The organism is Eudoraea sp. (genome assembly GCF_049669105.1).
GTDB lineage: Bacteria > Bacteroidota > Bacteroidia > Flavobacteriales > Flavobacteriaceae > Eudoraea.
The window spans coordinates 20794-45179 of record NZ_JBATKE010000096.1; the positions used below are offsets into that span (position 1 = coordinate 20794).

The window sequence follows — 24386 nt, forward strand, 5'->3', positions numbered from 1 at the left end:
TGTTTAGCTCATAGTTGATATTTAAGCCCCAGACTTACATAAAAATTTCTGTCATTCCCCGGGTAATAATAGCGAGGTTCTGTTCCGCCAAAGCCTACTGCATTGATTAATACAGATTGGGCATAATTAACATCAAAAATATTATTTATGCCTAAATCTAAAGAAATGTAAAAATTCTTTACGATCTCTTTTTTGTAACCCAGTCTTGTATTTAGAATATTGTAGGGTTCACTATACAGGGTGTTGGCATCTGTTAGTGGAATACCATCTACATATTGATAGGTGGTATTCCAATAAAATTCTTTTGTATAGTTAAAGCGCAGTCCCAAATTTATTCTATTCCTTGGGACACCTGTTAAAGGATTTCCTGAATAATCATTGTCCCCATCTACAAAATCAACAAATTTATGATCACTTAGAGTATAACTTGCAAAAGGAATGATTTGTAATTTAGGGCTTAAATCGATAGTATAATTAATATCTAATTCAAGGCCCTGATGCCTTGTAGTTCCGGCATTTTTACCAACAAATTGATCTTCTCCTATCCGCTGTGAAACCAATAAATCATTAATATGCATCCTGAATATAGCCAGGTTCAACCATAGTTTGTTCCTTGCAAGAAAAAGTTTTGTGCCAAGCTCATAATTTATGCCTTTTTCCTGGGTTATCTCAGGGTTTATTATTCCTTCAGGTGTAAGTGTTTCTTCCAAACCCGGATTAGAGAAGCCCCTGCTAATATTTGCATAAACCTGTTTCCCTTCACTTATGGAATAGACCAAATCCAGACTGGGCATTACTATAAGATCAAAATTTCGTTTTGCATTCTTATTAGCTTCCCCCGAGTTAAATAAATCTCTGTAATCGTAATGCGTTTTGTTTAGGTTTATACCAAGTTGCATATTGAATCTTTTGGCAAGTGGCAGTGTCAGAGAGGCAAATGCATTAAATTGCCTTCGGTATTCCTTATTGCGGCTAAGTTCATTTCCCTGCAGACTTCCATTTCCATTGTTATCCTCATATAGATTCTCATAAGTTTTCCAATCGTATTCATCTTTGTAGAGCTCTCCTCCAAATAAGTAAGACGCTTTTCTATCCTGATATCCAAAATGACCAATAAATTGGGTTCTGAAACCATAACTATTAGTAAACTCATCTAGAATATTAAAGGGGCGGGCTTCATAATGATCTAGATATGAGTAAAATAGACTTGTAGTATTCTCTAGTTTGCTACTTATTTTATAGTTATAGGAGAGCCCCAGAAGTGTATATTTATTAGATTCGAATCCCTGTGCCTGATTCCATGTAAAAGCAGCTTGTCTTGGGTTTTCCGTAAAAGCAGTTATTCCTAAAGAACTTGGTATTTGAGCGGTGTAGTCAATATAATTTGCCAAAATGGCAATTGAGCTCTTGGAGTTAACTTTAACAGCTGTTGTCAGAAGTAAACCATCACGGTTAAAGTTACTGTTCTCCCTATAGCCTTCAGTATTTAAATGGTTATAACGTAAATTAAACTCCAGACTATCTGTGGAATGTGTAATACTTAAATTGTCTTTAATAAGTCCATAAGAACCTATGGTAAAGTTATTGGAAAAAGAAGTTCCTTTATTAATTTGTTTTTTAGTTTTAAGAAGTATTGCACCACCCAGATTTGTGCCATAGGCAGTTCCCTTGGGCCCTTTAATCACCTCCATTGAAGTAAGATTTTCCAGATCATAAGCCTCAATTGTTGAAAAGCCATTTCCGTTGGTAACAGGAATATCCTCAAAATATAGGCGCAATTTGTCTGTGCCAAATGGGGTTCGTGCACCCACACCTCGAATGGTGATACGGTTTGTGTTTAACGCGCCTGAAAGCAGATAAACTCCGGATATTTGATTTATTGAGGAGGCAACATCTATCGGACTGTGATTTTGAAAGGCCTTTTCCCGAATAATTGTCGATGGGGTAATTCCAAGAGTTTTATTGGTTCTACCTGGATTATAAATAATAACTTCCTTGAGGTAAGTAATAGAATCCTTTTCCAATTCTTGTGAATACCCGTAAAAATAATTGGAAACAAAGATGAAAAATAGAATGTAGTATTTCATTAATTAATTTTCAGTCTAAAAATAAGTATAAAAGATATGCTAATGAGATTGTCCTAAGTTATATATTAAAATACACTTTGCAACTTGCTTTAAACATTCACTATTTTTGAAATTAAATTAAATTGATTTGAAAATAGTTTCATACAATGTAAACGGTATAAGGGCAGCCTTAAATAAGGGTTTTATGGAATGGCTTAATCAGGTAGATCCTGATGTAATCTGTCTTCAGGAAATCAAAGCCATGAAAGAACAATTGGATCTATCCATCTTTGAACAAAACGGATATGTTCATAATCATTGGTTTAGTGCCCAAAAGAAAGGATATAGCGGAGTAGCGATTTTGTCTAAGCAGAAGCCTAACCATGTAGAATATGGGACAGGAATAGACTATATGGATTTTGAGGGCAGGAACCTCAGGGCAGACTTTGATGGAGTTTCTATTATGAGTATGTACCTTCCTTCAGGTACCAACTTGGCAAGATTGGATCTTAAATTGCAATATATGGCGGATCTGCAGTCGTATATAAATAGAATTAAAACAGATTACCCTAACCTTATTATTTGCGGGGATTACAATATTTGCCATCAGGCAATTGATATTCACGATCCTGTAAGAAACAAAAATGTATCGGGATTTTTACCGGTTGAACGGGAATGGATTGGTAGTTTTATTGAAAGCGGGTTTATAGACAGCTTTCGTTTTTTTAACAAAGAACCACATCATTATACCTGGTGGAGTTACAGGGCAAATGCCCGCAATAATAATAAAGGATGGCGTCTGGATTATGGTATGGTAAGTCGTTCTCTGGAGCATAGACTAAAACGTTCTGTTATACTTTCGGAAGCAAAACACAGTGATCATTGCCCTATTCTGATTGAATTGCATGAATAATTAAAGTATTCTTACCAAAATGTAAACGTGGGAATTGTTAAATTTGTAGGGCCAAAAAAGAATAGTGTTTGCTTATGATATATAAAAAATTACCTCATACGGATTTAGAAGTTAGTAAGATTTGTCTGGGTACAATGACCTGGGGCCGTCAGAATTCCGAAGAGGAAGGACATCAGCAAATGGATTATGCAGTTGATAAGGGAATAAACTTTTTTGACACCGCGGAACTTTACCCTATTCCGGCACATCCCGACAGATATGCTGATACCGAGAAAATTATTGGCAACTGGTTTAAAAAAACAGGGAAGAGAGACAAGATTATTCTAGGAACCAAGATGGCGGGGAAGGCCGATTTTACTAAGTTTATCAGATCAACAGGTTTTAGAAGGGAATCCTTAATTGAAGCCGTTGAAGGAAGTTTGGAACGACTTCAAACAGATTATATAGATTTATATCAATTGCATTGGCCGGAGCGTGCTACCAACTATTTTGGAAAAAGAGGTTATAAACATGATCTGACAGATCATTGGCAAGATAATATTCACCAGGTATTGGAAACCCTGAGGGATCTGATTATTGAAGGTAAAATAAGACATGTAGGACTTTCCAACGAAACCCCATGGGGAACCATGCGTTTTTTAGAGGAAAGTAAAGTGCACTCCAGCTTACCCAGAATGATTACCATTCAAAATCCCTATAATTTATTAAACCGCCAGTTTGAAGTGGGGCTCTCGGAAATTTCAATACGAGAAAATATTGGCCTTCTAGCCTATTCTCCTTTGGGATTTGGAGTTCTTAGTGGAAAGTATATGGGAGGCATGAAGCCTGCAAACGCTAGGATTACCTTATTTCCGGCATATAACCGCTACATTAGTGACAATGCAAGCCGGGCTACGCAGGAATATTACCAACTTGCCCAGGAGCATAATCTTTCACTTACCAAAATGGCACTTGCATTTGTAAATTCAAGACCATTTGTAACCAGTAATATTATTGGTGCAACGTCCATGAAACAACTGGAGGAAAATATATCCAGTATTGAAGTTGATCTCTCCGATGAGTTGATAAAGGGGATTGAATCTATTCACAATAATATTCCTGATCCGGCACCTTAGTTTTATTTATTAAGTGCGTATATTATTATTTATAGGTTGGATAAATTTTTAAGCTAAATAAGGATATTTTAAAAGTTCTTTTAATTAAAGAGTTTGTTAACCACATCCTCAATTTTAGAGACCAATTCAATATTTATTTTTGTATTCTTAAGTGCAATTTTATTATTCTTTGAAACAAAAATTATAGAAAACCCAAGTTTATCGGCTTCAAGAATTCTTTGTTCCACTCTTTGCACAGGTCTTATTTCTCCGGCCAGGCCTATTTCTGCCGCAAAACATACATTTTTCTCAATTGGAATATCTGCATTGCTTGACAAAATAGCAGCGATTACTGCAAGATCTATAGCCGGATCGTCTACGGTTATGCCCCCCGTAATATTTAAAAACACATCTTTTGCCCCTAGTCTAAAACCCGCTCTTTTTTCTAAAACAGCCAATAACATATTCAGCCGTTTAGCATTATATCCTGTGGCAGAGCGTTGAGGAGTACCATAGACTGCTGAACTCACTAAAGCCTGAATTTCTATCATCAAAGGCCGCATGCCTTCTACTGTGGAAGCAATGGCTGTTCCACTAAGTCCCGAATCACTTTTTGAAAGCAATACTTCCGATGGATTATTTACTTCCCTAAGACCATCTCCCTGCATTTCATAAATTCCCAGCTCTGCTGTTGAACCAAATCTATTCTTCAGCGCCCTTAAAATTCTGTAAACATAATTGCGATCGCCTTCAAATTGCAGGACAGTATCTACCATATGTTCCAAAATCTTAGGCCCTGCAATATTTCCATCCTTCGTAATATGCCCTATTAAGATAACAGGTGTATTCGTTTCTTTGGCAAATCTTATAAGTTCTGCAGCACATTCACGAATTTGAGATATACTGCCCGCGGAAGATTCTATATAATCTGAGTGGAGCGTCTGAATGGAATCAATGACTACGATATCGGGTGCAATATCATTTATCTGTTTAAAAATATTTTGGGTTTTGGTTTCGGTAAGTATGTAGCAGGTCTGATTATTAGGATGAATCCTCTCTGCTCTCATTTTTATTTGCTTCAGACTTTCCTCGCCCGAAACGTATAAGGTCCTTAAGTTAAGTCTTAACGCAATTTGCAGCAGCAATGTGCTTTTACCAATACCGGGTTCTCCACCGAGTAGAATCAGTGAACCAGGGACCAAACCTCCACCTAAAACCCTATTAAATTCTTTATCGCAAATGTCTAGTCTAAATTCCCTGGAAGTATTGATCTGTCCAACCAAAACAGGCTTGGAAGTAATTGCCTTAGTATCTTTGGCGCTTTGCCAGGGAATATCATTATCTTTTTGGATTACTTCTTCCACGATGGTATTCCATTCCTTACAGGCACCACATTGTCCTACCCATTTGGCATATTGTGTACCGCAATTCTGACAAAAAAAAGCTGTTTTAGTTTTAGCCATTTGAACCTAAGCTGGTTTTGGCTAAAGATATTGTGGTTACTATAAAAATCAAAAGAATGTTGATACTTTAAATAGCATTCCATATTAAAATAAAAAATAATACAGCGGTATTGTTTTAAAAGCCAAAGTCTGCTTTTAAAGCGTCCATTTTTTCCAAAGCCATTTCTTTTGTCAGAAAATCGATCTCTTCCATCGCAAAGGCTTTCTCAAAAGTTCGCAATGCTTTTTTGCCCTCTCCTAATGCTTCATAATATTCTCCTTCAAAGTAGAATCCAAGCATTGTACCCGGAAATTCTTCTTTACACAATTCCGCCAGGGGTTTTAAAGACTCAAAATCATCTTTTTTCCTGCTTGCCGCATATATAGCCATAATATCATTTAATTCAACTTCTTTCCTGAACCCAAATAATTCTTCAATAGAATTATATTTATCATCTAAATATTTGTAAACGGGTTCTTCAGATGTAAGGATATTTTCTTTGTATTCTTTTGGACTAATTGGTTTAAACATTTCAAACATATTTCCCCAGGCTTTCCCAATCCCATAGGTTACTATAGATACCTCATTAGCTGTTGGGTATTCATCAAAACGATAATTGAAACCTACTTTATCTATGCTTTTTAATGCCTTGTCCATTTGCAAGATTGCATTTCTGCTATCATTCTTTTCTCCACCAACAATTAAATGATAAAAAATTTGCTGATTTATTTCATTAAGTCTTGCCGGTACTCGGTTCTCCATTTCAGGCGCCAGATAGGGCGATATGCTAATGAAAGCATTAAATAGTGATTTTTCTTTGAATAAATAATAATTCCCAAAATTTGACGTAATATCATAACCAACAAACATGGTGAAAGGAGCTGTATTGTAAGTTGTTTTAAGGTAAGGAATCAGTTCCATTCCTAGAAATTCAAAAAATAATTTCCCTTTTTCTGCAGGAAGTCCGGAGTCTTCCTCAAAGGCGCAATCTTCCCATCTCAAATCATTTTCTTTCTGGAAAACACCAACAATTATGGTCTCTGGAGTTCCTTGAAAAGTGCTGTAAAATTTAGAATTTGCAACTACCTGGTCAAAAAGGTATTCTCCGTCGAGAACAACCGCTACAGGATATTTTTTCTCAGGGCTGTAATCTTCTGGTATATAATATTTCACATCCCTTCTCTCCTGCAGTTTAAAAGATTCAAAAATCTCTTGTGTTATTTGTGCTTTTAAACCTGTACAGCACAGTATTGAAGCAAATAGAAAAAAATTACGTATCATGCGAATATATTTGAAAACAGCTTTATGCTATTTATTCCTGTTCAATAACGGTAAGAGCAGGAAAGATATTGCACCAAAAAACACAACCATAAGAGTTTGTGATATCCACATAATCCAACCAAATGCATTCCCGGAAACAGCCGTAATTCCAAAAATATTTAGGGATTTGCTTACTGCGATAGGGTAAAGGCCTATGCCTCCATTTGTGGTAGACATTGCAAATGCACCACCAACAAAGGCAACTAATAATTGCCCAAATGAAAGATCAATAGTTTCTGGCACCGTAAATTTTATAACCCAAAACATAAGAACATAAGCACTCCAAATAAAAACAGTGTGTAGGACAAAATTCCATTTATGTTTCATTTTGAATATACTTAAAACACCGTCTAATAAACCTTTCATAAAGTCCCTGACTTTAATGGCAAATCTCGAACTTGAACGTTTTAAAAAGCCCATGATAAATAATAGCCCTATAAAGCCCGCACAAAGAAAAATTAGGGTAGTTGTTAAGCCAACACCTTTTTCGTTTAGGAAGGCAAGTATTATTTCGGTCTGTGAAAAAAGGGCTATTAGTACTATGAGTAGTAACATCAGCAAATCTACAACCCGTTCGGTAACAATTGTCCCAAAACCTTTTTGGAAAGGAACGTCCTCGTAGGTTGCAAGTGCCGTTGCTCTTAATACTTCTCCAGACCTTGGGATGCCTAAATTAGCAAAGTAAGCCATTAAAATAATGAAAATATTGTTAGACACTTTTGGGGAATACCCCAGGGGTTCCAAAAGATAATTCCATCGGATAGCTCTGGATATATGGCTCAAAACTCCTATAAATACTGAGATTCCTACCCAAAACAGATCAGCTTCTCTAATGTACCTGATTATTTGTATTCTGTCCTCTTCAGAAGTAATTCTATATGAATACCAAACTAAAAAAACTCCCAAAGCAATTGGGAGTATAATTTTTAAGATCTTTTTCAGTTCTTTGGTCAAGACTATTTTAATAAATTAGTTTCTTCATCAGGGAAAACTAAAGCCGGATTGAATTTTTTAGCTTCTTCTATATCCATTCGGGCATATGTAATCAAAATCAGAATATCACCTACCGCCACTTTTCTGGCCGCGGCACCATTTAGTGTTAGTTCACCCGTACCCCTTGGTCCGGGAATAACATAGGTCTCCAATCGTTCACCATTATTATTATTGACAATCTGCACTTTTTCACCTTGAATAATATTAGCAGCATCCATAAGATCTTCGTCTATAGTAATACTTCCTATATAATTAAGGTCAGCTCCGGTAACTCGAACCCGATGTATTTTAGATTTTACAACTTCTATTTGCATGGCACAAAGTTAATTAATTAAGGGCTATGTTATCTATGAGGCGCACCCCGTTGACATAAACTGCTATAAAGGCCCTATATTTTGTATTTTTTTGTTTTCTTTTTACTGGATTCAAAGTATCCTGATCTGTAATATTTATATATTCCAAATCGAATTCAGGCTGTTTATCAAATTTATTTTTAACCCAATTCATTACGGATGTAGCACTTTTCATGCCAAATATTTCTTTGGCAGCCAAAAGTGTTTCATAGATAAAAGAGGCTTTAACCCTTAAGTCTTTTGGCAGTCTTTCGTTTCTGGAACTCATAGCAAGTCCGTGAGGTTCTCTGACAATTGGGCAGCCAATAATTTCAATTGGCATATTGGTTATTTCAATTAATTTTTTGATGATTAATAGTTGCTGAAAATCCTTCTCTCCGAAATAGGCTTTATTTGGCTTAACAATCGAAAAAAGTTTTTCCACAACCGTTGCCACTCCCAAAAAATGATTCGATCTGAATTTACCTTCCATTGTTGTATCTAAACCATCAAAATCATATTCCTTTGAACTGATGTTGTTTGAATATAATTCTGTTACTGCGGGGGCAAAAACAATGAGCTCCTCTGAAATAGTTTTTAGAGCTTCAAGATCTGAATCAAGTGTGTCAGGATATTTGTTTAAATCATCTTGATTATCAAATTGGGTAGGATTTACAAAAATAGTGACTACAACGACTTTAGTTTCAGAGATGGCTTTTTTGACTATAGCTAGATGCCCTTCATGCAATGCTCCCATAGTAGGAACCAAACCCACAGATGTTGAAGTATTTTTTAATGCGGCCAAATGAGCTATTAAATCCTTTTTTCTACGGAATAACAACATAATCAATTATAAAAGCCAGCAAACTTACTATAATTACTGCTATTCTACATTATTTTTGTAATTTTGCAGCTATGTTTTTCCGATAAACAAAATACATTTTTTTATGAATGGTAAAAAGATATTGTTTGTATCTTCTGAATTAGTGCCCTATTTACCAGAGAATGAAGTTTCCTTAATGTCTTACGAAACGCCAAGGATGGTTAATAGCAAAAAGGGCCAAATAAGAATATTTATGCCAAGATATGGCAATATCAATGAGCGGAGGCATCAGTTGCATGAAGTAATCAGACTCTCTGGTATGAACCTAGTCATCAATGATATGGACATGCCGCTTATTATTAAAGTTGCTTCAATACCCCGGGAGCGAATACAAGTCTATTTTATAGATAATGAGGAGTATTTTAAACGCAAAGCTACCTTTACGGATGAGAATGGAGTACTATTCCCGGATAATGATGAAAGGGCGATATTCTTTGCAAAAGGCGTAGTGGAAACAGTAAAAAAATTAAATTGGTCACCGGATATTATCCATGTTCATGGCTGGCTGGCTTCACTTTTACCCTTATATTTAAGAACCTATTACGCAGATGAACCACTATTTGCCGACAGCAAAATAGTAACCTCAGTTTATAGCAAAGGTTTTGATGGAAATCTGGATGGTAATATGAACAAAAAAATATTATTTGATGGGATTACTGAGGATAGTATCTCCCATCTAGAGTCTCCCACCTATAATAATTTGTTAAAAGTTGCTGTAGATTTTTCTGATGCCATTATTTTAGCCTCCGAAGAAATTTCAGAAGATTTAAGTGAATATATTACAAACCTCCAAAAACCTCTGTTGCCATATGTTTCTTTACAGGAATTTGAAGAAGCATATGCGAACTTTTATAGCACTGAAGTTTTAAAATAGGCCTCATGAAGATTTTATTAAAATTGGTATTCTCTGCAATTGCAGTTTTGGTACTTATGCTTAGCGCCGTTTCGTGTGATGAAGACCTTACATCAATTGGAGATGGTCTTATTGGAGACGATCCTTTTAAAACAAGTAAAGCGGTATATGACGTTTTTGTATATAACAAAAAAATCACTGCTGTTGAGACAAACAAACTTCCAATATACCAAATAGGTATATATAATGACCCACTTTTTGGCAATACCGAGGCGAGTATTACTTCCCAGCTAAGATTGCAAGGAGGTTTTGGAAATCCAATATTTGGACTTTCTAGCCAGCAAAGAGAAGATAATTCTCTAACAGATCCAGACGAGACGGCGATTGAGGAGAATGAAACTGTAAAAGAAGTAATTCTTTATATCCCTTATCTTCAAAACCCAAATGGTGATCGCGATCTTGACGGTGTTCCAGACACTTTTGATGTGGACCCAGAGGATCCTAACAGTGATAGTGATGGAGATGGCCTTACCGACAATGATGAAAGAATACTCGGAACAAACCCGCTTAATGAAGATACGGATGGTGATGGGATAGGCGATAGTACAGATACGGAGAATACTATAAATAGGTATCCACGAAAAGTTGACCTTGACAGTATTTACGGAAACCGGGAAGCTCCTTTTAATTTCAAAGTAGAACGATCTACGTATTTTTTAAGAGATTTGGATCCGGATACAGGGTTTCTGGAATCACAGGAATACTATTCAACTCAGGAATTTTCACCGGATTTTGTTTCTGACGTACTTTATGACGGGGAGGTAACTATATCAGATGAGGAAACACTGGTTTTCCCTGAAGACGACCCCGACACGGAGGCAGACGAATCACTCAATGAACCCGAGCGAATCCAACCAGGTATTCGGGTGGCCTTAGATCCTGATTTTTTTCAACAAAACATTTTAGATAAAGAAGGCCAGACAGAATTATTAAGTCAGGCCAATTTTAGTGATTTCCTTAGAGGGTTGCACTTATCTGTTTCTGCTATCACCGATGATATTCTGCTTATTCTTGACGTGACTGATGCCACAATTACAATAACTTATGATTACGATAAGCAGGAAGATGAAGGAATAGTTAAGGAAGAAGCGGAGTACCAATTGACATTAATTAGCAGAGATTTAACCTTTGGTACAATTATTGGCAATTCGGTTAACACTTTAATAAATGCCCCATTTCCATCTGAGATTACAAATGATCTAGATACAAACGAAAATGCAGATAGGATATACCTTAAAGGAGGTTCAGGGTCCTATTCAGAAATCCAGTTGTTTGAGGAAAATAACGGAGAAGATATTTTAAATGAGATCAAAGCAAAAAATTGGATTGTAAATGAAGCCAACCTCATCTTTTATGTAGACAGAGAAACGTTGGATATGGCTGGCAATATTAATGAACCTCCCGCATTATACCTTTATAACACTGAGACAAACAGCCCTTTATATGATCTTAGAGTAGCAAGTGATCCTGACCTCAGAAACAGAATTAATATAAATTATGACGGGTCTTTGGAAAAAGAGAATAATAAAGGAATTAAATATAAATTGAAAATAACCAATCATATCAATGATATTATAATTCGAGATTCTACAAATGTTACCCTCGGCCTGGCCATAACTGCAGATCTGGCAATTAGTACTTCTAAAAATGCTGTGCTTGACATTTCTGAAGAAGATTTACCGGTTTCCGCCACAATCACCCCGTTAAGCACCGTTCTTTTTGGCAATAATGTTCCTGTTGAAAAAGAGGATATGAAGCTAAAATTAGAGATATTCTATACGGAGTCAAATTAATTGAGTACATACCACTTACAGTATTTTATCGTTATATAACCGAATTTAGGGGAAAGTTTTGTTTTCTTCTTGTAAATTTGCTCATCTCCTAATCGGTTAATTTATAATATATGTGTGGAATTGTTGGATATATAGGATTTAGGGAAGCTTATCCCATAATCATGAAAGGTTTGGAACGTCTGGAATACCGGGGGTATGATAGTGCTGGAATTGCATTATACGACGGGAATAGAATTAATCTGGCCAAAACCAAAGGCAAAGTTATAGATCTGAAACAACGATCAGAAGCTAATATTCCCCTAAATGGGACTGTTGGAATAGGACATACGAGATGGGCAACTCATGGAGTTCCAAACGATGTGAATTCACATCCGCATTATTCAAATTCGGGAAATCTGGTAATTATTCATAATGGGATTATAGAAAATTATGAATCCATAAAACAAGAATTAACCAAAAGGGGTTATACTTTCGAATCTGACACGGATACAGAGGTTTTGATCAATCTTATTGAAGAAGTCAAGACAAAGGAAAATGTTTTACTAGGCAAGGCCGTTCAAATTGCTTTAAATCAGGTTGTTGGGGCTTATGCAATTGCTGTATTTGATGTTCAAAAGCCAGATGAAATTGTGGTTGCTAAACTAGGGAGTCCATTGGCAATAGGTATTGGGGAAGATGAGTTTTTTATTGCTTCTGATGCATCACCTTTTATTGAATTTACTAATAATGCGGTTTATTTGGAAGACCAGGAAATGGCCATAGTTCGTCTTGGAAAAGAAATTAAACTTCGAAAAATAAAGAATGATGCCATAGCTTATCCAATGGTGCAGGAGCTTCAATTTAATCTTGAAGAAATTGAAAAGGGGATGTATGATCATTTTATGTTAAAGGAAATTTATGAACAACCAAGTGCTATAAAAGATACTTACAGAGGACGATTGCTAGTTGATCGGGATATAATAAAAATGTCCGGGATTGACGATAATCTTGAAAAATTTCTCAATGCAAACAGGATAATTATTGTAGCATGCGGAACTTCCTGGCATGCTGGATTAGTAGCAGAGTATATTTTTGAAGATTTGGCAAGGATACCTGTTGAGGTAGAATATGCATCAGAATTTAGATATAGAAATCCTGTAATTACAGAAAAAGATGTGGTTATTGCCATTTCGCAATCGGGTGAAACTGCAGATACATTGGCGGCAATTAAGCTGGCCAAAGAGAAAGGAGCATTTGTATTTGGAGTCTGCAATGTCGTAGGTTCTTCAATAGCACGTGAGACTCATGCGGGGGCATATACACATGCCGGGCCGGAAATTGGTGTTGCTTCAACCAAAGCATTTACAACTCAGATAACGATTTTGACGCTTATTGCGCTAAAACTGGCAAAAGAAAAAGGTAAATTTTCTGAATCTAAGTTTCATGAATATCTTTCTGAGTTAGATAATATACCAGGTAAAGTCGAAAAAGCACTTCAATCTAATCCCTTGATTGAAATAATTGCAAATGAATATAAGGATTCAGAAAACTGCTTATATCTGGGCAGGGGTTATAACTTTCCCGTAGCACTTGAAGGAGCACTTAAGCTTAAAGAAATAAGTTATATACATGCTGAGGGATATCCCGCCGCGGAGATGAAACACGGCCCTATTGCACTTATTGATGAACATATGCCTGTTATTGTAATTGCTACCAATAAAGGTCATTATGAGAAAGTAGTTAGTAATATTCAGGAAATAAAATCCCGGAAGGGAAAAATTATAGCCATTGTTACGGAAGGTGATGAACAGGTAAAAGAACTGGCAGACCACGTGATAGAGGTGCCTGAAACTATCGAATGTCTCACTCCGCTTTTGACAACTATACCACTGCAATTGTTATCTTATCATATTGCAATAATGAGAGGATGTAATGTGGATCAACCTCGAAATTTAGCCAAGTCGGTTACGGTAGAATAATTTAGTTTTATAAATCATAATTAAAAGGCGGCCATTTTTATGACCGCCTTTTTTATTGAAATTATGAATTTATAAGTTTATACGGGTTTTAATTGCTAAATTAATATTTAGCAGGCATACTTTATTCGCTTTTTACATTTTCAATTTAAAAAATTCAGTATCTTGGCTACATACTAATTTAACTCAAAATTAACATGAGAAGAATCTTTCTTTTTTCCCTACTAATGTTGGGCATAGGAGTTTATTCGCAGACAACCGTGAATGGAAATGTAACTGATGAAAATGGCCAACCTGTTCCTGGAGCCAACGTTGTTATAGTTGGGAAAACGATTGGAACAACCGCCGATTTTGATGGTAATTTTGTTCTGGAAACTTCTGAAGTACCTCCCTTTCAATTGAGGATAACAAGTATTGGGTATTCTGAGGCAACCGCTGATGTTACGGCGAATAATCAAACTATTTCAGTTATCCTTGGTGAGGCACAAACTTTTTTGGATGAGGTAGTGATCTCAGCTTCCAGAACACCGGAACGGATTTTTGAATCTCCGGTTACCGTAGAACGCTTAGGTTTAGAAGCAATAAAGAATACCACCGCAGCTGATTTTTACGGCGGATTGGAAAATTTAAAAGGGGTTGATATTAACACCAACAGTTTAACCTTTAAATCTGTGAATACCCGTGGTTTTGCCACCTTTGCCAATACCCGTTTTATGCAGTTGGTAGATGGTATGGATAATTCTACGCCTGCATTGAACTTTCCAATTGGCAATCTGGTAGGTTTAATTGAAGCGGATGTACAAAGCATTGAGTTGTTGCCGGGAGCATCCTCTGCTTTATACGGTGCAAATGCTTTTAATGGGATTCTTTTTATGCGCAGTAAAAGTCCATTTGATTATCCGGGAATTAGCGCAACTATTAAACAGGGAATTACCTCACAGGAGGCAGCTGGGGATAATAGCTATACTGATTTTGGGATAAGGGCAGCATATAAGTTTTCTGATAAATTTGCGGCTAAGGTCAACTTTGGTTATCTCAAAGGAACAGATTGGGCCGCTACAAGCGAAATAGATAAGTTTGACCCTACTCGTACCAGGGCAGACCTGAATTATGACGGTATTAACGTATATGGCGATGAAGTGTCAGCTGACATAAAAAGTGTAGCTGTTACACTTGAGGGCCTTGGTATATTGCCGGAAGGAGCTAACGCTTTGGTGCCATCCGTAGACGTAAGCAGAACCGGATATAATGAAGCAGATCTCACCAATTATAATGCAGAAAGTATCAAAGCGGATTGGGGTTTGTATTACAGACCCATTGTGGGAAATAGTCTTGAAATTTCCTATATAGGTAAAGTTGGCACGGGATCAACTATTTATCAGGGCACTAACAGATATAATATTAATGGGTTTTTTCAACAGCAGCACAAGCTTGAAATTAGAAACGATAATTTTTTTCTGAGGGGTTATTTGGTGGCGGACAAAGCGGGGGATTCCTACGACATGGTTTTTACAGGAATAAATATCAATAATAGATGGAAAGATAATGATACATGGTTTGGTGAATATACCGGCACCTATGTACAGGCAACTTTAGGCGGCGCCACGGATTCTGAGGCACATGCTGCGGCGCGGGCACAAGCAGAATCTGGCCGTTTTCTTCCCGGATCACCAGAATTTCAGAATGCTTTTAATAGTGTTATCAAGGATCCCGATCTAGCGTCCGGGTCTCAATTTAAAGATGCTTCTAAATACTATCATGCCGATGGAAATTATAATTTTAGCCATTTAATTGATTGGGCAGATATCCAAATCGGAGGTTCCTTCAGGCAGTATAGTTTAAATTCCTTCGGAACAATATATACGGATTTTGATGGTCCCATTGATTATTCCGAATTCGGAATCTACACTCAAATCCAGAAGAATTTGGAGTTAAATCAAAGTATGAATCTCAAACTCACAGGATCTATTCGATACGATAAATCAGAGTTTTTTGACGGTTTCTTTTCACCAAGAATATCCGCGGGACTTACGATCAATAGTGAGCATAATGTAAGAGCCTCAGTGCAAACAGGGTTTAGGAATCCCACGACACAGGATTTGTTTATAGGCTTGAACGCAGGAAGAGCCATCCTGGTAGGTTCTGCCCCGGAGAACTTGGATAGATACGTCAGGCCCTACGATGTAAGTGGCGGTGGACAAGCATTAGGTCAGCCGGCAACAATTACCCAAACGGGAGCTGCCGCGTATAATAATTCATATTCTCTCAGTTCTGTGGAAACACTGGGTGTAACTGGGGACCCTGCTGATTTAAGAGTCGCCAATCCCGATCTGGTAAAACCGGAACAGGTAACCTCCTTTGAGGTAGGATATAGGGGGAAATTAAGAAATTTGGTTATAGATTTTAGTACTTATTATAACAACTATAAGGATTTCATTTCTCAGGAAGTAGTTATAGCACCCTATTACGGAACTGTTGGAGATGGTTCACTCTCCGTGGCAGCAATAAGTAATGATGACTTTCAGGCCTACAGTGCCTATACAAATTCTAATGTGGATGTAAACTCCTATGGCGCATCCTTGGGTTTAACGGCACAAGTATTTGGAAATTTTGAGCTGGGCGGAAGCTATACGTTTACAAAGCAGGATTTTGATCAGGAGGCCAATCCTGATTTTATGACAAGTTTCAACACGCCGGAACATAAATTTAAAGCTTCTTTTGGTAACCAGGATCTTTTTGAAAATTTCGGATTTAATATAGCTTATAGATTTAGTGATGATTATTTCTGGGAGGCAACTTTTGGTAATGGGGTTGTTCCTGAGTTTCATACCCTGGATGTACAGATTAATTATCGGGTTCCTAGTATAAAATCTACATTTAAGGCAGGTGGCACCAATATTCTTGGAAATGAATATTTTACTGCTTTTGGAACTGGGTTTATAGGCTCCATATATTATGTTTCTTGGGCAATTAATACTTTATAATATGATGAATATGAAAATAAAATATATCTGGTTTTTGGCATGTCTAATAGGAATTTCCGCTTGTAATGATAAGGAAGATTTTGATATGACCGAGGAAGAGGTGGAGTTGCCAGCTGCCATCCCGGGATCTGCCGATTTTTCGAACTATGTTGCTTTGGGCAATTCTTTGACGGCAGGTTTTACAGACGGAGCTTTATTTATCGCAGGTCAAAATAATTCATTGCCTAACATTTTATCACAACAATTTGAACTTGTAGGCGGGGGGAGTTTTACACAACCCCTGACTAATGATAATTTTGGCGGATTGGCGTTAGCAGGTAATCGGCTTCCAGGATTTGATCCCAGACTTGTTTTTGGAGGTGCTGGCCCGGTTCCTTTAGAATCGTTGATTGGCCCAGTAACGGTTACTACAGACATCGCCCTGAACAATCCGGCGGGTCCTTTTAACAATTTGGGAGTACCCGGGGCAAAAAGTTTTCATCTACTGGCACCAGGTTATGGTAATTTGGGAAATCTTTTATTAGGACTGGCCAATCCTTATTTTATTCGAATGACGGGCTCAACTCCTGATGCCAGTGTTTTACAATTGGCAGTAACCCAGGCGCCATCTTTCTTTTCATTATGGATTGGCGCACAAGATGTTTTGGGATATGCGCTCTCCGGAGGAGACGGAACGGATCAAATAACCCCTGTAAACGGACCTCCGGGAGTAGGTTTTAACGAAAGTTACGGAGCGTTGATCGCCACGCTTACAGCTTCAGGTGCAGGAGGCGTAGTTGCTAATATTCCTGATGTGGCCAACATACCGCATTTCACTACCGTACCTTATAATCCGGTACCTTTGGATGCAGGTACTGCCGCTGCGGTTAATCAGGCGTATGCGCCTTATAACGGGGGTATTCAGGCGGCCTTAGCCGCTTTACAGGGAACCGGACTTTTTACAGAGGAAGAGGCAAATGCAAGACTTATTAATTTTGAGGCAAGTGCTACTAATGCGGTAGTAATTGAGGATGAAAGTTTAACAGATTTAGGAGCTATAAACCCCGCTTTTGAGGGGCTGCCTAAAATTAGACAAGCTACGGCCGAAGATCTTATTGTTTTACCGGCCTCGAATTTCATCGGTACCCTGGCAGACCCAAACAACCCGCTATCCGTGAATGGTGTGGCTATACCTTTATCCGATAAATGGGTGCTGGTTCCTAGTGAACAAGTGGAGATCTCAGATGCCATTATAGCTTTTAACGCAACTATATCAAGTACCGTAAATGCGGCAGGTCTGGCTCTAGTAGATGCTAATGCCTTATATCTGCAATTGTCAAATGGCGGTATTACCAGTGGCAAATTTACCCTAACCTCCAATTTGGTAACAGGTGGAGCATTTTCATTGGATGGTATTCATCCTACAGCCAGAGGCTATGCATTAATAGCTAATGATTTTATGAAAGCCATAGATGCCACGTATGGTTCAAATTTTGAAGCTTCGGGGAATCTTTTAGATTTAGGTAATTATCCAACAAATTATTCACCTGCGTTGCAGTAAACAATCACCTTATTATAAAAAAAGCGCCGCTATTAAGGCGCTTTTTTATTGTCCAGAAAATAAGGCAAAACAATTTCTATTTAAAATAGAAAAACATATCTTTGCAGCCTGAAAAAACAATCAATTTATATAAGATCTTAGGTTGTTTTTAAAGAGCGCTAATTTTTAAATATAAATACTTGCATAATGGCTAAAGTTACAGGTAGAGTATCCCAGATAATTGGACCGGTTATTGACGTAGAATTTCCATCTGGCGCAGAACTGCCAAGAATTTATGATTCCCTGGAAATTACCAAGAAGGATGGATCTCTTTTGGTATTGGAAGTTCAATCACATACTGGGGAAAATACAATTAGGTCTATATCTATGGACTCTACAGATGGTTTGAGCAGGGGTACGGAAGTTTTATCTACAGGAAATGCCATTCAAATGCCAGTTGGGGAAGATATTTACGGACGTCTGTTTAATGTAATTGGAGATGCCATTGATGGTCTGGGAAATTTACCTAAGTCAGGTAAAAACGGACTTCCAATACATAGAGAGGCTCCAAAATTTGAGGATTTATCTACATCTACCGAAGTTCTATTTACAGGAATAAAGGTCATAGATCTTATTGAACCTTATGCTAAAGGAGGTAAAATTGGATTATTCGGTGGTGCCGGTGTAGGGAAAACAGTATTGATTCAGGAGTTGATTAATAATATTGCTAAAGGTCATGGCGGTCTTTCGGTATTCGCAGGTGTTGGTGAGCGTACGAGAGAAGGAAATGATTTGTTACGTGAAATGCTCGAATCCGGAATCATTAAATACGGGGATGACTTTTTGCATTCAATGGAAGAAGGCGGATGGGACTTATCTAAGGTTGATAAGAAAGTTATGAAGGAATCCAAAGCGACGTTTGTTTTTGGTCAGATGAATGAACCTCCGGGAGCTCGTGCAAGGGTAGCACTTTCAGGTCTTACAATTGCTGAATATTTTAGGGATGGAGCAGGAGAAGGACAAGGTAAAGATGTACTGTTTTTTGTTGATAATATTTTCCGTTTTACCCAAGCAGGTTCAGAAGTATCTGCCCTTTTAGGGAGGATGCCTTCTGCGGTAGGTTACCAGCCTACTCTTGCCACAGAAATGGGAACAATGCAGGAACGAATTACATCAACAAAAAGAGGTTCCATCACCTCAGTACAAGCGGTATACGTGCCAGCGGATGACTTAACAGACCCGGCGCCTGCAACTACTTTTGCCCATTTAGATGCTACTACTGTTTTGTCGAGGAAAATTGCAGAACTTGGTATTTATCCGGCGGTGGATCCTCTGGATTCTACTTCCAGAATTCTTACCGAAGAGATCTTGGGAAAAGATCATTATGCCTGTGCCCAAAGGGTTAAAGAACTTCTGCAGCACTATAAGGAATTACAGGATATTATTGCTATTCTCGGAATGGAAGAACTGTCGGAAGAAGATAAATTAGCAGTTGGCAGGGCACGACGAGTACAGCGATTTTTATCGCAACCCTTCCACGTAGCTGAACAATTTACCGGGATACCTGGTGTTCTGGTTGATATTAAGGAGACCATAAAAGGCTTTAATATGATCATGGATGGGGAATTAGATCATTTGCCTGAAGCCGCATTTAACCTTAAAGGAACTATTGAAGAAGCGATTGAAGCCGGTGAAAAAATGTTGGCTGAAGCTTAATAAGAATATTTAAATTATGTACCTAGAAATTGTATCTCCTGAAGCGGTATTATTTGCTGGTGAAGTTATTTCTGTAACCGTACCCGGAATAAACGGGGAATTTCAGATGCTTACCAACCATGCTCCCATAGTTTCAATACTTCAGGAAGGGGAGGTGAAGATTCAAGGAGAGATTCAGATTGAGGAGGAGTATAAAGATAAGTTTACCAAAGATTCAAATGGAAAAACTATTCTCCATATTAATAGTGGAACAATAGAATTAAATGATAACAAATTAATAGTTCTTGCGGATTAAGGTATTCTGAAAAATATATAAAAAGGCCATACAACTTGTATGGCTTTTTTTATTTCAGGGCTAATAAACACCATTTCCTTCCATTGTAATTATAACTCTTAAGTTCGATGAAACCAACCGCAAAGTGTGCGTTAAGTGAACGTTTATTTAATGCATCTACCTCAGTAATAATGCAATTGTAATTTATCTTGAGAACATCTTGCATTTTCTTGTAAAGCTTCTGAAAAACTCCCTTTTTCCGATATTCTTTCTGAATACAAACCTGTCCCATTACCATGAATTTTTCACCAGGGGGCAAGACAGAATTAATTTCTTCAAACATAGGTTTTAGTATATCAATTTCATCACTAAATTTAGGATGCATACACAAGGCATATCCAATAACTTCATCATTTTCCTTGGCAATAATATGTGGGCATCTGCTATTCATACGATCCAATAAGTCCAAGGAATGCGTTACAGTTAGAAAACCTTCCTGTTCTATTTCTTTTATAGATAATGCCTTTGGAATGTTTTTTTTCTGCAGGGACAGAATTTGTTTCAATTCCAATCTGCTTTGCACACGGCCAATTTGAATTGTCATTGTTTGGAGTTTCTATGATTCAATATACTATTTAAAAATAGGATATACTACATTTGTGAAATGGGTCATTTTCCGGAAAAATTAAATAAAAAATTAACCAAACGGGAGAAAATCAATGCACTTAGAACCTTGCCAGAAGGTAATTTGGGAATTGATTTTTCATCTAATGACTATTTAGGAATTGCACAAAATCAGATTGTTTTTGAAAAGGCAATTAGTATTCTTTCTGAACAGGGAATAAATTATAATGGTGCTACCGGCTCCAGGTTGCTTACGGGAAACAGTATTTTATTTAGTGAGGCGGAAAAACTACTTAGGGAACTACACAAGGCAGATTCGGCCTTGATTTTTAATTCGGGATATGATGCAAATATTGGCCTGTTTTCGTCAGTGCCGCAAAGAGATGATATAATATTATACGACGAGTTTATTCATGCCAGTATTAGAGATGGTATTAAAATGAGTAATGCCCGGAATTATAAGTTTAAACATAACGATCTTCATGACTTATTATCGCAAATCCTGCGAGGACAAGAAAAAGACACAAATAATGGCAATAGGGAAATTTATATAGTTACAGAATCTGTTTTTTCAATGGATGGAGATTCACCAGACCTGAAAGCATTGTCCGAATTATGCCAGAAATACAAATGTCACCTGATTGTTGATGAAGCGCATGCTATTGGCTTATTTGGTTCAAATGGCAGCGGCAGGGTTCAGGAATTGGAATTGCAGGAAGGTGTTTTTGCCAGGATTATCACTTTTGGTAAGGCCCTGGGATGTCATGGCGCGGCAATTTTAGGAAGTGCAGACCTGAATAAATATTTAATGAACTTTGCAAGAAGCTTTATTTATACTACCGGGTTGCCACCTCATTCTGTAGCAACTGTTATGGCGGCATATCAGTTTATGAAAAGTCCCGCAGGATTTAAAGAGAGAGAATTGCTTCATGAAAATATTGCATTGTTTAATAAGGAGAAGGAGCTTCTAGGTATTTCTTCTTTATTTATTCCCAGTTCCTCGGCCATTCATTCATGTATTGTTAAAGGAAATAATGAAGTAAAGCAAATAGCGCAAGAAATCCAAAAAAATTCATTCGACCTTAGGCCTATTCTATCTCCTACCGTGCCTGAAGGAGAGGAACGTTTACGTTTTTGTTTGCATAGCTTTAATTCAAAAGAGGATATTTGCATTATATTACAACAATTAGTACTTGCAATTAAAAAGATATGAATCAGGAATTTTATACGCTTGGTGCATTTGAGTATGCTGCTGATGTACAAATTATAAAAGGGAAACTGGAGTCTGAAGGCATTCGGGTATTTTTAAAGGACGAAAACACTATAAATACAGATCCTTTGATAAGTCAGGCTATTGGTGGGGTAAAGTTGCAGGTTTACTCAAAGGATAAGGACAGGGCTTTGAATATATATAATGAGATAAGAAGTTATGCTCTGGACAGCAAAGGAAATCTAATTACCTGCCCAAATTGTAAAGCACAAAGATCTGAAGTATACTATAGCAGAAAGGGCATAATTAATAAGCTGTTTCCATTTTTTGAAAAGAAGAAATATAAATGTCTGAAGTGTAATATGATTACCCAACCGTAAAGTACTATGAAGCGAATATTTGTTACCGGTATTTCAACGGATGTCGGGAAGACCATTGCCTCGGCGATTATCACAGAGGCTTTGGAAGCAGATTACTGGAAACCTGTACAAGCAGGCGATCTTGAACATTCGGACAGTCATAAGATCAAAGAATTGATTTCCAATAAGAAGACCGTGGTCCACCAGAACAGTTATGCCCTAAAAACGCCAATGAGTCCTCATGCGGCTGCAGAAATAGATAATCTTACAATTGATATAACCCAAATTATAGAGCCACAAACAACAAATCATCTTGTAATTGAAGGAGCAGGCGGTTTAATGGTCCCTTTAAACGAACAGGATACCATTTTAGATATCATCAAAGAAAATTATCAGGTAATAGTAGTTTCGAGGCATTATTTAGGAAGTATTAACCATTCATTGTTAACCATTGAAAGTTTAAAGCAAAAAGGGTTTAACGTGGCTGTTATATTCAGTGGCAAAGAACATCCAAGCACCGAAGGCATCATAATTAGAAAGACAGGGGTAAAGGTATTGGGCAGGATTGAAGAGGAAACTAACTTTGATAAACACCTCATTAAACAATATGCTGCTAAATTCTATCCAATGCTGAAAACACTTTGAGTGTTATTATGATTAAGTTTAATCAAAGGTCAGTCATTAAAACTGACAATTATAATCTGAAATATTGAAAAACTTAACGGAGAGAGATAAAAAGCATATATGGCACCCGCTTACGCAGCATAAACTTAATTCTGATATGCTGGGTATAGTAAAGGCGAAAGGGGCTATCCTGTACGACGAAAACGGTGGTGAATACATAGATGGTATTGCATCCTGGTATACTTCAATGTACGGACATTGCAATGAATATATCCTTGAAAAGGTAAAACACCAAATGGCAGTACTCGATCAGGTAGTATTTAGTGGTTTTACCCATGAACCAGCAATTAGGTTATCAGAAGAGTTAATAAATATATTACCTTCTAATCAGCAGAAAATATTCTTTTCAGACAATGGCTCTACAGCTACAGAGGTTGGAATTAAAATGGCCTTACAATATCATTATAATCAGGGTAATAAACGAAAAGTACTTCTGGCTTTTGAGGAGGGCTTTCATGGAGATACGTTTGGGGCTATGTCCGTCTCCGGACTTTCCGTTTATAATGGTCCGTTTGAAGATTATTTTATTAAAGTAGAACGTATTCTGACCCCAACAAAAGAGAATGTGGGAGATATTTTACTTCAGCTAACGGAAAGACTTAGTCAAAACGATATAGCGGGATTTATCTATGAGCCTCTGGTACAGGGAGCAGCCGCTATGAAGATGCATGATGCAGAAGGCTTGAATATGATTATTGAATTGCTTAAAAAACATCAGGTCCTGCTAATTGCAGATGAGGTCATGACCGGATTTGGTAAGACGGGAAAGAATTTTGCCTCAGATCATTTACCTGTTAAGCCAGATATTATATGCCTTTCTAAAGCACTTACTGCCGGTTTAATGCCTATGGGTGTAACTTCATGCACTCAGCAGGTCTATGACGCATTTTATAGCACTGATATTGCTAAAGGACTTTTCCATGGCCATACCTATACTGCAAATCCATTAGCTTGTGTGGCGGCCTTGGCTGGCATTGAATTACTTCGCTCTGAACAAATTCAAATAGACATCCGGCGAGTCATTAAATCTCATCAGGAGTTTGGATTGAAAATTAAGGGACATCCGAAGGTGGCTGAAATTCGTCAATGCGGAATCATCTTTGCACTGGACTTGAATATTAAAATGGAACGTTATGGTAGATTACGTGACCGTTTGTTTAATTTTTTTATGGCGCATGGTGTGTTCTTGCGGCCATTAGGGAATACAATCTATATTTTGGCACCATATACCATTACTGCATCTCAGTTAAAACGGGTATATGATATCATTGAACTTGCGTTGGATTCGGAAGTTTAGGATTTACAAAAAAC

At 37.3% G+C, this 24386-nt stretch carries 20 protein-coding genes; 13 read left to right on the plus strand and 7 right to left on the minus strand.

The window, feature by feature from the left end:
- Positions 1-8: 8 nt before the first annotated feature.
- Positions 9-2087, minus strand: a complete 2079-nt coding sequence (locus tag WBM60_RS08135; RefSeq protein WP_424277536.1) for a TonB-dependent receptor family protein — start codon at positions 2085-2087, stop codon at positions 9-11.
- Positions 2088-2214: 127 nt separating this feature from the next.
- Here WBM60_RS08135 and WBM60_RS08140 point away from each other — a divergent pair, with 127 nt between their 5' ends.
- On the plus strand, positions 2215-2979 hold the full coding sequence (locus tag WBM60_RS08140; protein WP_424259621.1) for an exodeoxyribonuclease III: 765 nt from the start codon (positions 2215-2217) through the stop codon (positions 2977-2979).
- 74 nt (positions 2980-3053) lie between these two features.
- The gene (locus WBM60_RS08145; RefSeq protein ID WP_424259620.1) at positions 3054-4094 is read left to right on the plus strand and encodes an aldo/keto reductase; all 1041 of its coding nucleotides are present in this window, start codon (positions 3054-3056) and stop codon (positions 4092-4094) included.
- Positions 4095-4174: 80 nt separating this feature from the next.
- Here the strand turns inward: WBM60_RS08145 and radA are convergent, their stop codons facing one another.
- From radA to panC, 5 genes are all read right to left on the minus strand, one after another.
- Positions 4175-5536 (minus strand): DNA repair protein RadA, encoded by a 1362-nt coding sequence (gene radA / locus WBM60_RS08150; protein ID WP_424259619.1) that lies wholly within the window; start codon positions 5534-5536, stop codon positions 4175-4177.
- 115 nt (positions 5537-5651) lie between these two features.
- Positions 5652-6797, minus strand: a complete 1146-nt coding sequence (locus tag WBM60_RS08155) for an alpha/beta hydrolase (protein ID WP_424277535.1) — start codon at positions 6795-6797, stop codon at positions 5652-5654.
- A gap of 27 nt (positions 6798-6824) precedes the next feature.
- A complete protein-coding gene (locus WBM60_RS08160) occupies positions 6825-7790 on the minus strand; it encodes a lysylphosphatidylglycerol synthase transmembrane domain-containing protein (protein WP_424259617.1) in 966 nt (321 codons plus the stop codon).
- A gap of 2 nt (positions 7791-7792) precedes the next feature.
- Positions 7793-8143, minus strand: coding sequence for an aspartate 1-decarboxylase (gene panD, locus WBM60_RS08165; RefSeq protein ID WP_299158607.1), 351 nt, complete (start codon positions 8141-8143; stop codon positions 7793-7795).
- Positions 8144-8156: 13 nt separating this feature from the next.
- The gene (gene panC / locus WBM60_RS08170) at positions 8157-9005 is read right to left on the minus strand and encodes a pantoate--beta-alanine ligase (protein ID WP_424259616.1); all 849 of its coding nucleotides are present in this window, start codon (positions 9003-9005) and stop codon (positions 8157-8159) included.
- Between the two features lie 103 nt (positions 9006-9108).
- Here panC and WBM60_RS08175 point away from each other — a divergent pair, with 103 nt between their 5' ends.
- The 7 genes from WBM60_RS08175 (at position 9109) to WBM60_RS08205 (ending at position 20219) form a co-directional block, all read left to right on the plus strand.
- Complete coding sequence (locus WBM60_RS08175; RefSeq protein WP_424259615.1) at positions 9109-9918, plus strand: glycogen/starch synthase; 810 nt, start codon at positions 9109-9111, stop codon at positions 9916-9918.
- Between the two features lie 5 nt (positions 9919-9923).
- A complete protein-coding gene (locus tag WBM60_RS08180) occupies positions 9924-11750 on the plus strand; it encodes a DUF4270 family protein (RefSeq protein ID WP_424282952.1) in 1827 nt (608 codons plus the stop codon).
- A gap of 110 nt (positions 11751-11860) precedes the next feature.
- A complete protein-coding gene (gene glmS / locus WBM60_RS08185; RefSeq protein ID WP_424259613.1) occupies positions 11861-13708 on the plus strand; it encodes a glutamine--fructose-6-phosphate transaminase (isomerizing) in 1848 nt (615 codons plus the stop codon).
- Between the two features lie 194 nt (positions 13709-13902).
- On the plus strand, positions 13903-16689 hold the full coding sequence (locus WBM60_RS08190) for a TonB-dependent receptor (RefSeq protein ID WP_424277532.1): 2787 nt from the start codon (positions 13903-13905) through the stop codon (positions 16687-16689).
- A 10-nt stretch (positions 16690-16699) separates the two neighbouring features.
- The gene (locus tag WBM60_RS08195; RefSeq protein ID WP_424260230.1) at positions 16700-18229 is read left to right on the plus strand and encodes a G-D-S-L family lipolytic protein; all 1530 of its coding nucleotides are present in this window, start codon (positions 16700-16702) and stop codon (positions 18227-18229) included.
- 186 nt (positions 18230-18415) lie between these two features.
- Positions 18416-19924, plus strand: coding sequence for a F0F1 ATP synthase subunit beta (gene atpD, locus WBM60_RS08200; protein ID WP_424260228.1), 1509 nt, complete (start codon positions 18416-18418; stop codon positions 19922-19924).
- A gap of 16 nt (positions 19925-19940) precedes the next feature.
- On the plus strand, positions 19941-20219 hold the full coding sequence (locus WBM60_RS08205) for a F0F1 ATP synthase subunit epsilon (RefSeq protein ID WP_424260226.1): 279 nt from the start codon (positions 19941-19943) through the stop codon (positions 20217-20219).
- A 49-nt stretch (positions 20220-20268) separates the two neighbouring features.
- On the opposite strand, the gene WBM60_RS08210 is transcribed toward WBM60_RS08205, so the two are convergent.
- Complete coding sequence (locus WBM60_RS08210) at positions 20269-20802, minus strand: GNAT family N-acetyltransferase (RefSeq protein ID WP_424277531.1); 534 nt, start codon at positions 20800-20802, stop codon at positions 20269-20271.
- A 60-nt stretch (positions 20803-20862) separates the two neighbouring features.
- Here WBM60_RS08210 and WBM60_RS08215 point away from each other — a divergent pair, with 60 nt between their 5' ends.
- The 4 genes from WBM60_RS08215 (at position 20863) to bioA (ending at position 24372) form a co-directional block, all read left to right on the plus strand.
- A complete protein-coding gene (locus WBM60_RS08215; protein ID WP_424280146.1) occupies positions 20863-22035 on the plus strand; it encodes an aminotransferase class I/II-fold pyridoxal phosphate-dependent enzyme in 1173 nt (390 codons plus the stop codon).
- The gene (locus tag WBM60_RS08220; RefSeq protein WP_424260220.1) at positions 22032-22412 is read left to right on the plus strand and encodes a DUF2007 domain-containing protein; all 381 of its coding nucleotides are present in this window, start codon (positions 22032-22034) and stop codon (positions 22410-22412) included. Before WBM60_RS08215 ends, WBM60_RS08220 begins: the two co-directional genes overlap by 4 nt.
- Positions 22413-22418: 6 nt before the next feature.
- Positions 22419-23036 (plus strand): dethiobiotin synthase, encoded by a 618-nt coding sequence (gene bioD, locus WBM60_RS08225; protein ID WP_424260218.1) that lies wholly within the window; start codon positions 22419-22421, stop codon positions 23034-23036.
- Positions 23037-23100: 64 nt separating this feature from the next.
- A complete protein-coding gene (gene bioA, locus WBM60_RS08230; protein ID WP_424260216.1) occupies positions 23101-24372 on the plus strand; it encodes an adenosylmethionine--8-amino-7-oxononanoate transaminase in 1272 nt (423 codons plus the stop codon).
- Positions 24373-24386: the final 14 nt, after the last annotated feature.

Bases quoted from the DNA above. Each gene is read 5' to 3' on its own strand.
- WBM60_RS08145 (WP_424259620.1), top strand. From the start codon at position 3,054: ATGATATATAAAAAATTACCTCATACGGATTTAGAAGTTAGTAAGATT.
- WBM60_RS08175 (WP_424259615.1), top strand. From the start codon at position 9,109: ATGAATGGTAAAAAGATATTGTTTGTATCTTCTGAATTAGTGCCCTAT.
- WBM60_RS08220 (WP_424260220.1), top strand. From the start codon at position 22,032: ATGAATCAGGAATTTTATACGCTTGGTGCATTTGAGTATGCTGCTGAT.
- WBM60_RS08155 (WP_424277535.1), bottom strand. From the start codon at position 6,797: ATGATACGTAATTTTTTTCTATTTGCTTCAATACTGTGCTGTACAGGT.
- WBM60_RS08195 (WP_424260230.1), top strand. From the start codon at position 16,700: ATGAAAATAAAATATATCTGGTTTTTGGCATGTCTAATAGGAATTTCC.
- radA (WP_424259619.1), bottom strand. From the start codon at position 5,536: ATGGCTAAAACTAAAACAGCTTTTTTTTGTCAGAATTGCGGTACACAA.
- glmS (WP_424259613.1), top strand. From the start codon at position 11,861: ATGTGTGGAATTGTTGGATATATAGGATTTAGGGAAGCTTATCCCATA.
- WBM60_RS08135 (WP_424277536.1), bottom strand. From the start codon at position 2,087: ATGAAATACTACATTCTATTTTTCATCTTTGTTTCCAATTATTTTTAC.
- bioD (WP_424260218.1), top strand. From the start codon at position 22,419: ATGAAGCGAATATTTGTTACCGGTATTTCAACGGATGTCGGGAAGACC.
- WBM60_RS08205 (WP_424260226.1), top strand. From the start codon at position 19,941: ATGTACCTAGAAATTGTATCTCCTGAAGCGGTATTATTTGCTGGTGAA.
- panC (WP_424259616.1), bottom strand. From the start codon at position 9,005: ATGTTGTTATTCCGTAGAAAAAAGGATTTAATAGCTCATTTGGCCGCA.
- WBM60_RS08180 (WP_424282952.1), top strand. From the start codon at position 9,924: ATGAAGATTTTATTAAAATTGGTATTCTCTGCAATTGCAGTTTTGGTA.
- panD (WP_299158607.1), bottom strand. From the start codon at position 8,143: ATGCAAATAGAAGTTGTAAAATCTAAAATACATCGGGTTCGAGTTACC.
- atpD (WP_424260228.1), top strand. From the start codon at position 18,416: ATGGCTAAAGTTACAGGTAGAGTATCCCAGATAATTGGACCGGTTATT.
- WBM60_RS08215 (WP_424280146.1), top strand. From the start codon at position 20,863: ATGGGTCATTTTCCGGAAAAATTAAATAAAAAATTAACCAAACGGGAG.
- WBM60_RS08210 (WP_424277531.1), bottom strand. From the start codon at position 20,802: ATGACAATTCAAATTGGCCGTGTGCAAAGCAGATTGGAATTGAAACAA.
- WBM60_RS08190 (WP_424277532.1), top strand. From the start codon at position 13,903: ATGAGAAGAATCTTTCTTTTTTCCCTACTAATGTTGGGCATAGGAGTT.